This window comes from Leptothoe sp. ISB3NOV94-8A, from assembly GCF_043421595.1.
GTDB classification, from domain to species: Bacteria; Cyanobacteriota; Cyanobacteriia; order Phormidesmidales; family Phormidesmidaceae; genus Leptothoe; species Leptothoe turfae.
This window is the reverse complement of the sequence record NZ_JAXSQW010000001.1, coordinates 2,985,009-2,998,178: the sequence shown is the minus strand read 5'-3', so window position 1 is coordinate 2,998,178 and position 13,170 is coordinate 2,985,009. Positions and strand designations below refer to the sequence as shown.

General features: G+C 48.4%; 11 protein-coding genes. 3 read left to right on the top strand and 8 right to left on the bottom strand.

The window, feature by feature from the left end:
* Nucleotides 1-23: 23 nt before the first annotated feature.
* Complete coding sequence (larC, locus tag SPB21_RS12880) at nt 24-1,400, bottom strand: nickel pincer cofactor biosynthesis protein LarC (RefSeq protein WP_499866767.1); 1,377 nt, start codon at nt 1,398-1,400, stop codon at nt 24-26.
* Between the two features lie 550 nt (nt 1,401-1,950).
* Here larC and SPB21_RS12875 point away from each other — a divergent pair.
* Nucleotides 1,951-3,273, top strand: a complete 1,323-nt coding sequence (locus SPB21_RS12875) for a HetZ-related protein (RefSeq protein ID WP_163700677.1) — start codon at nt 1,951-1,953, stop codon at nt 3,271-3,273.
* A 293-nt stretch (nt 3,274-3,566) separates the two neighbouring features.
* Here the strand turns inward: SPB21_RS12875 and SPB21_RS12870 are convergent, their stop codons facing one another.
* Nucleotides 3,567-4,289 (bottom strand): response regulator transcription factor, encoded by a 723-nt coding sequence (locus SPB21_RS12870; protein WP_006514738.1) that lies wholly within the window; start codon nt 4,287-4,289, stop codon nt 3,567-3,569.
* A gap of 646 nt (nt 4,290-4,935) precedes the next feature.
* On the opposite strand from SPB21_RS12870, the gene SPB21_RS12865 reads away from it, so the two are divergent.
* Nucleotides 4,936-5,559, top strand: coding sequence for a CPP1-like family protein (locus SPB21_RS12865; protein WP_163668783.1), 624 nt, complete (start codon nt 4,936-4,938; stop codon nt 5,557-5,559).
* A gap of 172 nt (nt 5,560-5,731) precedes the next feature.
* Here the strand turns inward: SPB21_RS12865 and SPB21_RS12860 are convergent, their stop codons facing one another.
* A complete protein-coding gene (locus SPB21_RS12860; protein WP_163668781.1) occupies nt 5,732-6,541 on the bottom strand; it encodes a hypothetical protein in 810 nt (269 codons plus the stop codon).
* Between the two features lie 223 nt (nt 6,542-6,764).
* The gene (locus tag SPB21_RS12855; protein ID WP_163700671.1) at nt 6,765-7,853 is read right to left on the bottom strand and encodes a Gfo/Idh/MocA family protein; all 1,089 of its coding nucleotides are present in this window, start codon (nt 7,851-7,853) and stop codon (nt 6,765-6,767) included.
* Between the two features lie 154 nt (nt 7,854-8,007).
* Between SPB21_RS12855 and SPB21_RS12850 the strand changes: the two genes are divergently transcribed.
* A complete protein-coding gene (locus SPB21_RS12850) occupies nt 8,008-8,382 on the top strand; it encodes a hypothetical protein (protein ID WP_163668777.1) in 375 nt (124 codons plus the stop codon).
* 194 nt (nt 8,383-8,576) lie between these two features.
* Here the strand turns inward: SPB21_RS12850 and SPB21_RS12845 are convergent, their stop codons facing one another.
* The 4 genes from SPB21_RS12845 to SPB21_RS12830 form a co-directional block, all read right to left on the bottom strand.
* Nucleotides 8,577-9,437: a tetratricopeptide repeat protein gene (locus SPB21_RS12845; RefSeq protein ID WP_163668775.1), complete on the bottom strand. Its 861-nt coding sequence runs from the start codon at nt 9,435-9,437 to the stop codon at nt 8,577-8,579.
* A gap of 158 nt (nt 9,438-9,595) precedes the next feature.
* Entirely contained in the window at nt 9,596-10,312 is a 717-nt protein-coding gene (locus tag SPB21_RS12840; protein ID WP_490793660.1) for an ABC transporter ATP-binding protein, read from the bottom strand.
* Nucleotides 10,313-10,326: 14 nt separating this feature from the next.
* The gene (locus SPB21_RS12835) at nt 10,327-11,553 is read right to left on the bottom strand and encodes an ABC transporter permease (RefSeq protein WP_163668770.1); all 1,227 of its coding nucleotides are present in this window, start codon (nt 11,551-11,553) and stop codon (nt 10,327-10,329) included.
* Nucleotides 11,554-11,710: 157 nt separating this feature from the next.
* Nucleotides 11,711-13,000, bottom strand: a complete 1,290-nt coding sequence (locus tag SPB21_RS12830) for a glucose-1-phosphate adenylyltransferase (protein ID WP_163668768.1) — start codon at nt 12,998-13,000, stop codon at nt 11,711-11,713.
* Nucleotides 13,001-13,170: the final 170 nt, after the last annotated feature.

Below are 13,170 nucleotides of genomic sequence, written 5' to 3'. Positions count from 1 at the left end.
TTCCTTTTATGATATTCCTTGGTTTATCGGGTGAGGTGAGTGGGTGTGTGGTCCCATTCCGCAGCCCTATATTCATCCTGATATATTGATTGGGCAGCGGCAATGGCAGCCCACTGAACTTGCTTCCAACCTATGGAATGTTGGCGAGCAAGCTGAGCACAGGTTTCATACTCAGGCTGTAGATTCACAACTGGGCCATTGGGTGTGGCGAGTCCCGCTTTAACCTGCACCGGACCGTAGTCAGTTGTAATGGATTGCCAGGACCGATAGAGCGTCTGACGTTGCTGCCCATGGCTGCGAATGCCCAACGTCGTCGTTTCTGAAAACAGCAAGGACTGACAGGCTGCAGCATTGGCTTCGGCACAAATAACCGTCAATAAAATGCCCGGACGATTTTTTTTCATGCCAATGGCTTGGGTAAATACATCCAGGGCACCAGCCTTAAACAAACCGTCATATAGATAACCGATAGCCTGGGGGGTTAAGTCATCCAGCTGGGTTTGTAGCTCCACAATAGCTTCACAATAGCCAGGAATAGTTTGCTGATGACCATGCTCAGGGGCCGACTGCTGGTGCTCTGCATGGGGATGGTCTGTGGGCTGAGGGTCTGTGGACTGGTCATGGCTATGGGCTGACTTGTGGGCTCCATGGTCGGTTGTCCGTGGCTGCGCTCCGGTCCCAATCCATAACCGCAAAATATTGGGAATGGGTAAGTCATGGCTGCCTGCCCCTAAGCCCACCTGGTTTAAGGTCATGGCAGGGGGAGGACCAAAGGCATCACTGAGGGTGGTTGCGATCGCAGCTCCAGTCGGTGTAACCAATTCTTTGTCAATACCATTGCTATAAATAGGCGCTTGAGCACGGCGGAGCAGTTCCAAAACAGCGGGGGCAGGTACCGGTAATCGACCATGGGCTGCCCTGACAGTGCCGCCACCTATCGGTAAAGGCGAACAGACCACCCGGTCCACACCCAGCCACTCCAGGCCTAAACAGGTCCCTACCACATCGATCAGGGCATCCGTAGCACCCACCTCATGGAAATGCACCTGCTCTGCAGGAATGCCATGGACGGCAGCTTCAGCAGCGGCCAATTCTCGAAAAATAGCCAGGCTCCAGTCCACTACCCGAGTGGGCAAGTGGGCCTGACGGATCAAGTTCTCTATCTCAGGTAAATGGCGATGACCACGGACAGCGTCACTGTTCAAACTGATCGTAACTGCGGTCGCTGCTTGTTCCTGACGCCTTACCTGAGTCACTGTAAATTCATACTCATCCTCTAAACCCAGGCGTTTGAGCTGATCCAACAAATTGTCTAAAGGCATCCCTGCCGCCAAAATTGCACCGAGGCACATATTGCCAGCAATGCCCGTTGGGCAATCGAAATAAGCGATCTTTTCCATAGCTTTACGGAATCTCCCCTGAGCGCCAAATTTCCCTACATACACTTCATCCAGGCCTCCTGTAAAAACACCGGACAGGCTCAGACATTAACGTAGCTATTAAATAGTGCAATACGTCAGGGAACTATTAGAATATTCGGCGGTTCATCAATTGTTATTGATGTATTGAGATTAATGGATAGAAACCCATAAATTTCATGTCAATCCCATGCAACTGTCACAAGGTTAAAAATGGACTTACGGGATAGACTATCTACTCAACTGTCACAGTCAAGGACATTGCCTTCACGCGTGTGTCATCTCGTTCGAGCTATCTACCAAATGATTACACAGTAAGTATTTTAGAGTTATTGATGCCCCATTCTTTCGAGCAGCATTCAGTCTTTCAGCAGACTTTTTGGCGATTTGGTTTGGATAGTGACACACTGGTATTCAGGTTCCAGATTGAGTCCCTTTACAGTGAAACTGTCCACTAGCGGACAGGCCTACAGCTCCAACTGCCAATTGAACAGCTCCTCGAATTGTAGGGGCGTGCATCACTAAGGGAATTATGAAAGCTCAATCTACCGCTACAAACGTATTAAACCTAACTAAGCCATCTAATAACGTCGTTCTTCATCCCACGGCTGGCTCTATCCGGTCAACTAAGGACGACACTGTGAATGCAAACCATGAAAATGAACTGTGTCCTGTTGATCAGGCCCTGGTCAGTTTTTTGGTTCAACTAATTCAAGAGCAGGTTAAAGGCAGTACTCGTACTGTCAATGCTGTGGCCAACCGTTTGGCTATCGAAGTGGCTCGTATTTGCCGCAAAAGCGACCGAATTCAAGCCTCTGGCGAAGTTAATGCTTGGCAACACTCCCTAGCGGAGAACCGGATTCAGAAGTATTTGGAGTACTACCGTTTAGGCTCTCGCCAGGGTCGGGTGGAACTACAAAGTCGACTGAGTGCGATCGCATATCGCTACATCGCTCCGGCTAAGACTCAGCTAGGTTTCCAGGGACGTTGCAATCTACTAGAGGATTTCCTCCAAGGCTTCTACATCGAAGTACTTAAGGCATTTCGTCGGGAAAATCACCTCGAAGCTGACTACACGCCTAGAACTCGCCTGGAGTTGGCTGAATATATGGCCTTCACTGAGCAGTACGCGAAGCGTCGAATTTCTCTACCGGGTTGTTACAACCAGCAGCTCTTGGTTCTACGGGCCCAAAGCTTTGCCAAACGTCTACCCGCTGAGACCTGTGTTGATATTGAAATGGCCGTTGATTCACCGAAGAGTGATGATGCCGATTCCCGTTCTTCAGCACTACAGCAAATTCGCGAGCAAATGGTGGCCGATGTCACTGACCCTGCTGAGGCGGTGCTACGCGATCGCATCATCCGCGAACTAGTGGAGTATCTCGAAGACCAGGATCAGTCCGCCTGCATCGACTATTTAGCACTACGTCTACAAGACATGGCTGCTTCTGAAATTGATGAAGTGCTCGGTCTGACACCACGGCAGCGTGACTATCTACAACAGCGCTTTAAGTACCATGTGGAAAAATTTGCCCAGTCTCACAACTGGGAATTGGTTCACCAGTGGTTAGGGGCTGATCTAGATAAAAACCTCGGGTTGTCCCCCAAAGAGTGGACCGCATTTACCGCCGAGCTAACCGCTGACCAACAGCATCTGCTAGCGCTCAAGCAGCAACAAATGCAAGATCCCCAGCGGTCTACTCCTTCAGATGCTGATATTGCTCAGCAGCTGGGGTGGACTCCAAAACGAGTACAGCGCCGTTGGAGTCAAATTGTATCGAGTGCCTGGAAACTTCGTAACACTAGCCGCTCCGCCAAGACTACAGCTAAACCTGTAGCGAAGGTAGAGCAGTAGGCGGCTCCTAAAACATTTCCTTGAGTGCACGTCCATGGCCTTCGCTTTGCGGAGGCTTTTTTGGGGAATGGGGAACTGGGCAGTGGAGAATGGGGAGTTCGCTACCCTAGGGCAGGGTGTAGGTGATTGTAGAGACCCATATAAATAGAAGATATAGAAAGAAAATATAGAAATGTATATGAATAAATGACGGCTACAGAATGGCTCTGTAGCCGTCAAAGGTGATGTCAAAAATTAGCGAGAATGGGGAGTGGATTAAGCCTTTGCGTAACAAGAGACCCACCCCCATGTTTTTATCCTTCAGCTACCTCAGCGCCTGTTGCAGGAGGCTCAAACTTATAGCCAACGCCACGAACAGTTTGAATTAATGTGGGCTGATTGGTATCAATCTCAATTTTTTTGCGAATCTGACCAATATGGACATCCACAACTCGCTGATCGCCGACATATTCATAGTCCCAAACTTTTTGAATCAGTTCGGTACGCCGCCATACTCGGCCAGGATGGCTAGCAAGGAAGTGCAGTAGGTCGAATTCCAACGCCGTTAAGGGAACCAACTGGCTTTCAAGGGTGACCTCTCGGCGGATTGGATCAATGGCCAGGGAGTTGAAGGTGAGACATTGCTGCTCAGCCGCTGTCACTGGTCGCTGACGCTTGAGAATTGCCCCGACCCGTACCTCAAGTTCACCTAAGCTAAATGGCTTAGTAATGTAATCATCAGCCCCTTGATTGAAACCATGAATCTTATCTGATTCATCGGTACGACTGGTAAGCATCAATACAAAAACACCTGTGCGTGATTGCATCTCTTTACACAGGTCGTAGCCATTGGCATCGGGTAAATTAACATCCAAGATGACTAAATCTGGATTGAACTGTTCAAACACAGCCAGAGCATGCTTCCCATCCTCAGCAGACTCCATTTCATAGGTCTGCTTCGCTAAAAATCTGTGAATAAGATTGCGAATGGCTGGGTCGTCGTCAACAACTAAAATTTTGGCAGAGGCCGTGGTCATAATCCTTACACCAAAAAATACGAATCTAGGTAAAAAGGTAAAAATAAATCTGACGTTGCTAATCCCAGAAAGACTTTAATCTGAGAAGGTCTGACAAACGGCACCCATTCTAGATCGATTCATTCTACAAATCAGCAACGGCATAAATCCTAGTAAGATTTAGACTGCCCGTGAAAGCACGTCTAAAGTCCTATTTCACAAGTTTTCAATAACTTCAGAGAAGTTTTACAGAGCTTCCACACCTTATCAAAGAATTCTGCTAAAAACAGCTGGTCAATTGGCACTATAGATAGCCACACCTATAAGTTTATTGAAATATATTGAACCTATCGATTGGGAATGTGAGCAGTGCATCATCAGCATGTGCACCAGTTCTCAATACAGGTACCGTAGTTGATAGATACCGTAGTTGCCAGTCATTATAAGGATGCGACCGTTATAGACAAAGAAACTTCTAAAAAGTTATCTGACATTTCTGTCATCCTCAGCTTGTTTTTTTTTCAGGATGGTTAAACTGATAGTTATTATTGGCAATGGTGCCAGTTGGCAATGGTGTTTTGATGTACAGTGCACTATTTGCCACAGGTGTACGTCATATCACTATTTGTAATCGTCGTAATGGCCACCGTACATATCAGGTGTCGAAATGAATGAGAGCAACTACAAAACGTTGGGATTAGATGAGTCCTCCTCCTTTGAAGAAGTGCAGGTTGCGCGTAAGCGACTTTTAGAAGAGTGCGATGAAAACAATCCCCAACAAAAGGAGGCCATTGAGGCTGCCTACGACGCCATTTTGATGGAACGGCTGCGAATGCGGCAAGAAGGCAAAATTAAGGTACCTGACCGAATTCGGTTTGCTGAAAAAGCAGCTGAGTCATCATCATCGTCATCGAAGGTATCTTTGCCTGCGCCCCAGCCTCCTAGTTGGCTTCAGGACTGGCTGGATACTCCAAGTCGGGACGATATTTTATGGCCATCGGTTACGTTTTTAGCTTTAGCAGCCCTAGGGTGGTTTTCAGCCAATAGTGCGGCGACTGCCTTGGGTTTCTCAGTGGCAGCGACTATTTACTTTCTCAATCGCAAAGAGCGTAAGTTTTGGCGTTCGTTTGGGTTTGCAGCTGGCGGTTTACTAGTGGGTGTTTTGCTGGGGCTGTTGATGATTAGCTTAATTGGTCAGCAAAGTCTGGGGTTAACACCAGAGCGCCTAAATGCGGTGGTGGCGATCATGACTATGACACTTTTGTGGTTTATCAGTAGCTTTCTGCGGTAGGGCTGATTTCAGCGTCAAGTTTAGGTCTAACCCAGGCATCCTAACTGATGGGAATGGATATCGAAGGGCATCCACAAGGGAGTGCCCCTACAAGATGGTTCATTCTCAGAAAATTTAGAACGTTAAAATGGCTGTTGAGCAATGATTAAGGTCTACTCAACAGCCATTTTTTTTAGACTAACTTTGCTGTGCGTTGCATGGCTGCTGCGATCGCTTGATTACTAGATTTGGCCACATAGCAATTGCCTGCATAACGGTCAATATGGCGAAAGATACCAATGGGTGACACGATGCGGCAGGTGTAGAATTCAACAGCAAACTTCCCATTCGGTAAGCTGTGTACCCTTGGAGTTAATGTTTTAGGCTGATCCATACGCCACTGCCAGTCCCGCTGTGAGGGGACAGTGCCGATCAGTCGATGATAATGCCAACGGTAGAAACGACCGCAGCGGCCAAATTCTTGCAATTCTCGCTGTAGAACAGACGCAATTAAAAAGGAACTCGGTGTGAAATTGCCGGTTATGGCATTCATATAATTATGCAGCGCCCCCTCTGGGTAGGGAGGCGTATTATGGTCACCAGCCAGGACTAAGGCGGCTTCCAGATGGGACGTGGTACTCAGTGCATTTGCCATAGCCCAGGTAACTGCACCACCATGGTTAGTATTGGCTCGTCTAATACGGTAGAGATAGGTAACTAGGCAGTAGTCAGGTTTGAGCGCAATGCCCGGTAGATTTTTAAGGGCAGTGCTCGCATCAGCGGTACTAATAAACCATCGACCATTGGCATTGGGCGTTGAGCCTTCAGTATGGACAATTCCCCCTTTGCGAAACAGGTTGCTTAAAGTAGCGAGTGAGTCAGGCTCAGGCTCGTCTGCAACTACAGCACTGGGCGCATGTTCACAAGCTGGTAATACCAGTTGCTGCTTAAGCGAGCGTCTGAGGGCTTGTACGGAACTAATGGGAAATTGTTGCGACGACATGGCTGTGGATGACCTGTATCCTCAACGAGCTACGCATCATCATCAATGTATATTACTCAGTACGTGACGGGTTATCCCGTTTAGTTAGGCCATTGTTGCCATAGGACAAGCCATGATCTAAAGAGATAGATAGTATGCGTTTTTGTAATGATCGAATTCTTTAGCTGGCTTGTCTAGATACTTTTGGCTCCAATACCTCAGCAATTTTCATTAGATAAATGAATTAATTGGGGACTGTTAGCCAAGTTTTTTGACTATGGGCCTGGTGGGTAAGATCCATCAGTAATTGTGAATAGACACCCTCTGCGAGAGAAGGAGCTAAAGATTGTTGCTTATCAATACATGATACCCAGTGATCCACTACCCGTATAAAAGGCGCAAGCCTGCCATCATCGTAAAGTTTGGGAAATGCAAGATGGTCTGGAATTTCCAGCTCAGTTAGGGGCTCACCCGCTTGGCTACCAGATAGTGTAAACCCATGAATGTAATCTTTTTGGTTAGCATTACCGAGTACCAAAGTACCCTTATCACCATAGACTTCAACCCAGTGCCCTCGCCCAGCCATGGCTACAGCGCTTAGGGTTACCTGCACAGGAGTCCCATCGGCTAGCTCCAGGCTAATGCTGCAGGTGTCGTCAGAATCAACGGGCTTATAGTCACCCGATACTGGATCAGGACGCTGGGTAATGGTGGTACTCAGATTGGCAGATAACCGTTTGACTGGCCCAAACAACCAGTCGACATAGTCAAACATATGGGAGCCAATGGACCCCAATGCTCCACCGCCTTGATCTTTGCGAGCATACCAGTTCCAAGCCCGTTCAGGATTGGCTCGACTACCGGCAATCCAATCTATTTTAATGAGACGCTTTTGCCCAACGTAGCCTGCTTGGAGAAGTTCTGCTAAGTGTTGCCAGGCAGGGATAAATCGAAACTCAAAGTCCATGACAGCGGCCACATTATGCTGTTGCGCTAGGGCATGGAGCTCTTGAGCTTCCTGAATATTAAGGGCGGTGGGCTTTTCTAACAGTAGGTGTTTACCCGCTTTTAGCACCGCTGATGCCATGGGGTGGTGGGCAAACGGTGGAGTCGCCACACTGACGGCCTGAACCTGGGGCAGGGAGACAACCTCCTCAAGGGTGTCACAGCCATGGGGAATGCCATGGTGTTGGGCAATGGCTTGGGCTTGGTTGCGATCGCGATGATACACCGCCACCACCTCGGTGCGGTGGTGAGCTTTAAACCCTGGAATATGGATTTTTTGGCCAAAGCCTGTGCCAATAACAGCAACGCCAATGGATGCCTGAGTCATAGTGCAACGAAAATTAGACAGTAGTAAAAGTTCAGAAAGGCAGACAACCTCTTTGACTACATAGCCTAGCGATAAGCGGGGACACAGCGCTAGCGGCCACTGCTGAGCGTATAATAAGGGTTATTAACAGAACTTTACACAATACGGCCTAGCCATGACCTACTACTACTTGTTTACGCCTCCCTACTTTTTTATGGTGGCCGGTCTTTTGATCGCAGTGACGTCAGGGGCCGCCTTTAGTGCCGTCCTCAAAGACATCGTAGAGGCCTGGCGTAAAACGCGTTCATCTGAAGTAGTTGCTAAGCTGGGTGGTTTGAATATTCAACTGCCATTTTTGGGGATTTGTGCTGGCACCGCCATCTTTTTGGCGTCAGGTTTAGGCTGTTTTGGTACCCCCATCTGGCTGTCCTATGCTACAGCGGCTCCTCTCACATTCCTGAGTGCAGGCCTGGTATGGCGACAGTTAAAGAGTAATCTGGCCCTATTGGAAAGTGGCCAGGCTCGTGCATTCGAGTTGGATTTCTTTTAGCTAGGCGATTGATTGGGGTGATCCCGTAGGGGCATCCCCTTGTGGGTGCCCCAGATTTGAAGGATGGGTAAACTATCACCCTTAGATCATTCTTGCCGACAACAGATTTTATTCACCAGGGCACGGGGGTAGCCACAAGGGCGACCCCTACAAAAACCGCAAAAATAGATTTAGGTGACCAATCAGGGCGGCTCCTACTGGCGGATGCGGTCTAGCTGGGCTTGAGTGTTAGTTATCCACTGGTTACGGCCCTGGTTAATGTATAAGCCAAGGGCCTGTTGCAAGACTTGTTCAGCTTCATCAGTCCGTCCTAGTTCTGCCAGGGCTAGACCTTTAGAATAGTAGGCATGGCCAAAGGTGGGATATAGCTGAATCGCTCGATCAAAATGTTCAAGGGCAACAGCTGATTCACCGCGACCAAAGTGGGTAATCCCAAGGTTGTAGTGAGCTTCAGGATAGTTACTATCCAAACTAATGGCTGTTTCAAGGGCTTGTACAGCCCCATCTAATTGGTTTTGTTGTAGGTAAATCAGCCCAATTTGATAGTGAACTTCTGGCGCTTGAGGACTGTACTCTACCGCTTTTAAGAATGAATCGAGGGCCACAGGTAGCTTGCCCTGGCGACGCTGAACTAACCCCAGGTTGTAATGGCCAATCCCCAACTGGGGTTCCAAGGTAACCGCTCGTTGTAAGTAGCTCTCTGCTTGCTCTAGATTGCCTCCATCCAGTAAGGCAGCACCTAGATTTACGTAAGCCATCGTAAACTGATCATCAGCCTGGGTTGCCTGCCAAAAGGCATCGGCCGCTGCCTGCATTTGGCTCTGTTCACGATAGGCAAGACCCAGGTTATAGTGGGCAATGGCTAATGTTGGATCAAGGGCAACAGCACTCCGGAAGGCTGAGATCGCATCGTCTAGTTGCCCCTGTTGCACATGGATAACACCTTGCTCTAAGGCCGCCTCAGCGCTCTGAAAATCCTGAGCAAGCGTTGGTTTGGCGGCAGTAATGCTTAATGCCATTAACAGTGGCAGTCCGTAGCGATGACCTAGGTTCATGATTCAGTCTCCCTGAGTTGCTACTTAGTGAGCAATATCGGTACACGATCTATGTCTTACAGTCAATCCTTACTTAAGGATATGAAATAATACGTGGGATGGTCCATAGCCTACCATCTAATCCTGATTACTCTACCTTGGTTTGTCAGTAATTTCCCTTACTCGACTAATGTTCCATAGCTAACATCGTCAGGGTTCATATGGGCATGAATAACTTCGCCGTCGCGAAACCAGACTACTCGCTCGGTTAGCCTGGCCACTGCCGGTTCGTGAGTGACCATCACCACCGTAATTCCACTGTGATTGAGCTCGGCAAAAATGGTCATCACCTCTTCAGTGGTGGTGGTATCTAGAGCACCGGTTGGTTCATCAGCCAGCAGCAAGAGGGGGCGATTAACAATTGCGCGTGCGATCGCAACTCGCTGTTGTTGTCCCCCTGATAATTGGCTGGGTTTATTATGCAGCCGATTGCCCAGCCCCACTTGTTTGAGAGCACTGGCTGCCCGTTCACGCCGTTCGGCAGCGGGAGTGCCAGCGTACACCATGGGCAGAGCCACGTTATCCAAGGCACTGAGTTGGGACAGCAGATGAAACTGCTGAAACACGAAGCCAATTTTGCGATTGCGAATCATCGCCAGGGTGTCATCGTCCAGCTGGGCCACATCCTGACCATCAAAAAAATAGTGACCCTGAGTAGGACGATCCAGACAACCAATCACATTCATTGCCGTAGACTTGCCTGAACCCGAAGGTCCCATAATGGCGCAATAGTCTCCCTGGGTAATGGACAGGTTGACATCCCACAGGGCTTTTACTTCCGTATTGCCACTGCCGTAGACTTTGGAAATGTTGCGAAGGTCGATGAGGGAGGGCATGGGGACAATAAATTTTAAATACTTCTCAGCGCCACAATCGGATCTAACTTGGCAGCTTGACGGGCAGGAATAACGCCGAAGAATAGGCCAATGCTGCCAGATACGCCGACGGCGATGACAATGACGCTGACTGAAGCGGAGGATTCGAAGGGGGTGAGGATACTCAGCAGACTGATGCCGCTGACGCCCAGCAGGGTGCCGATGATACCGCCAGCGGCGGAGAGAATAATAGCCTCGATTAAAAATTGCACGAGGATATCTTGCTGAGATGCGCCAATGGCTTTGCGGAGGCCAATTTCTTGGGTACGTTCGCGGACGGAGACTAGCATGATGTTCATGATGCCGATGCCACCAACCAGGAGAGAAATGCTTGCGATCGCAGCTAACATCAGAGTCAACGCGCTGGTAATCGTATCGGCAATGGTGAGCAGCGTATCCTGGTTTTGAATAAAAAAGTCGTCATCTTCAGGTCGAGTAATGCCATGGCGCAGCCGCAGCAGATTGGTAATCTGAAATTCTGCTGTTTGCATACTGGCGGCATCACGGGCTGTTGCTGAAATAAAACCAACCTCGATGCCGAAGGGAGACGTGCGGCCCACAAGGCGACTTGCTTGGGTAGTCAGGGGAACCATCACGGCATCATCATAGTTAACGCCCAAGTTCGACCCTTGAACCGCTAGTACACCGATAACTTCAAAGGAAACATCATTGATGCGGAGTGACTGTCCAAGGGGCACTTGATCGTCAAACAGACGGTTAGCCAGGGAGTTGCCTAAAACAGCAACCGCACTGGTACGCTCCATATCTAGATCAGAAATAAAGCGCCCTTGGTCTGTATCGAAGTTGCGGACATTAATAAAGGCTGGGTTAGTGCCAATCACACTGACATTGGCATTGCGATTGAGAAATGTGGCCAAGCCAGGGGTGGTGTTTTCAGCCGCAACATCAATCACCGAAGGGACCTGTTCTGCAATGGCATTGGCATCCTCCAGGACAAGGTTACGGGTAATTTCCAAACCGCCCAGTTCACGGGTTTCTCGGTTGCCTGGCAAGATAAATAAAATGTTGGGGCCTAAGCTTTGAATTTGCTCATTGATGTAGCGACGTCCCCCATCGCCTAACCCCACCATTGAGATGACTGACGCATTGCCAATGATGATGCCTAACATCGTCAAGGTACTGCGAAGCTTGCTGGCAGTCAGGGTTTTGATTGCCATTTTGAAACTTTCGCGAAGATCCATCTTTAAACCGTTGCAGGGTAGGCATTGCCCACCAAAGAGCTACACCACTAGAATAAACCTAAGATTCAATAACGACATTTATTACGAAAGGCCCCCAGTGATGGGGGCCTTTTTGCAACATTTAATACCCGTGAATGGTGGGCAGTCCCCACTACGGCTAAATAATCATGCCGTCAGGAATTACCGCATTTTTGAGAACAACGACGATACCACTACGGATGTAAAATCCGAGATCTTCCCGCTCAGCTTCTTGAATGTTTTCTTTATTGACAATTTTTACATTCCGGCCAATGCGAGCATTTTTGTCAACAATGGCCTGTTTGATAATCGTGCCTTCACCAATGCCCACCGGTACTTTGCCACGGGTCAAGTGCTGATGACTCTCAGTTGCAGACTCATAGTAGTCAGAGCCCATGAGTAATGCATGATCAATCTCACAGTTTGCTCCAATGCGCTGACGCAGACCAATCACCGTGCGATTAATCAGGCAATCTTTAAGGATGCAACCATCCCCCACAATGGACTCAGTAATCTTACAATCGAGAACTTTGCTCGGGGGAAGATAGCGAGCGCGAGTATAAATTGGAGCGTCTTCTTCGTAGAAACTAAATGGGGGTCGAGGCTGTTGAGTAAGCGCTAGATTGGAATTGAAAAAGGCTTCAATAGTCCCAATATCTTCCCAGTAATCATCAAACAGATAGGCCTGAATATTGTAGTCACGGGCAGCGCCTGGAATAATCTCCTTACCAAAGTCCGTCTGTTCGGGAGAACGGCGTAGTAAATCAATCAGTGTCTGTTTCTTAAATACGTAGATACCCATGGAAGCAATAAAAGGCTTCTCTTTTGCCTCTTCAGGGTTCAGACCGAGGGTGCATGTATTCACCTTCATAGCTTCCAAGGCATCACCCTTGGGCTTCTCATTGAAATCAACGATACGACCGGAGCCATCGATCTTCATTAGACCGAAGCTAGACGCAACTTTGTAGCCGACGGGAACGACCGAAAGAGTGACATCAGCGCCAGTGCTGCGGTGGCGCTCCACAAACAGACTGTAATCCATACGGTAGAGATGATCGCCTGAAAGGATGACAATTTCATCCACATCCCAGCTTTCGAATAGCCATAGATACTTACGGACGGCATCGGCAGTTCCTTGGAACCAGCTAGGGCTTTCAGGGGTTTGCTGGGCAGCCAGCACTTCCACAAAACCATCACTGAATTGAGAAAAGTTGTAGGCGCGAGTGATATGTCTGTTGAGCGATGCTGAATTAAACTGAGTGAGAACGTAGATTTTTAATATTTCTGAGTTGATACAGTTACTAACTGGAATATCAATTAACCGATATTTACCTGCTAGGGGAACTGCGGGCTTTGCACGAAACTTCGTTAAAGGGTAGAGGCGAGTGCCAGCACCACCGCCAAGAATAATTGAAAGAACTCTTTTCACAGGCTCGTCTCACTAGCGCAGTTTATTAATTCATTATTTAGTTTGAGGGTGTATCCAATCCTTGACAAGAGGCTGAAACAAATTATTTTTGGGTTTGTGTCCTGAGATACTCGATAGTTGGAATCACCTTAAGCCTATTCCTATCAACGCCATAAGTTGGGCAAATATAT

What these genes read in the sequence shown, in the direction of transcription:
- larC (WP_499866767.1), bottom strand. Translation starts at nt 1,400, where the DNA reads ATGGAAAAGATCGCTTATTTCGATTGCCCAACGGGCATTGCTGGCAAT.
- SPB21_RS12875 (WP_163700677.1), top strand. Translation starts at nt 1,951, where the DNA reads ATGAAAGCTCAATCTACCGCTACAAACGTATTAAACCTAACTAAGCCA.
- SPB21_RS12870 (WP_006514738.1), bottom strand. Translation starts at nt 4,289, where the DNA reads ATGACCACGGCCTCTGCCAAAATTTTAGTTGTTGACGACGACCCAGCC.
- SPB21_RS12865 (WP_163668783.1), top strand. Translation starts at nt 4,936, where the DNA reads ATGAATGAGAGCAACTACAAAACGTTGGGATTAGATGAGTCCTCCTCC.
- SPB21_RS12860 (WP_163668781.1), bottom strand. Translation starts at nt 6,541, where the DNA reads ATGTCGTCGCAACAATTTCCCATTAGTTCCGTACAAGCCCTCAGACGC.
- SPB21_RS12855 (WP_163700671.1), bottom strand. Translation starts at nt 7,853, where the DNA reads ATGACTCAGGCATCCATTGGCGTTGCTGTTATTGGCACAGGCTTTGGC.
- SPB21_RS12850 (WP_163668777.1), top strand. Translation starts at nt 8,008, where the DNA reads ATGACCTACTACTACTTGTTTACGCCTCCCTACTTTTTTATGGTGGCC.
- SPB21_RS12845 (WP_163668775.1), bottom strand. Translation starts at nt 9,437, where the DNA reads ATGAACCTAGGTCATCGCTACGGACTGCCACTGTTAATGGCATTAAGC.
- SPB21_RS12840 (WP_490793660.1), bottom strand. Translation starts at nt 10,312, where the DNA reads ATGCCCTCCCTCATCGACCTTCGCAACATTTCCAAAGTCTACGGCAGT.
- SPB21_RS12835 (WP_163668770.1), bottom strand. Translation starts at nt 11,553, where the DNA reads ATGGATCTTCGCGAAAGTTTCAAAATGGCAATCAAAACCCTGACTGCC.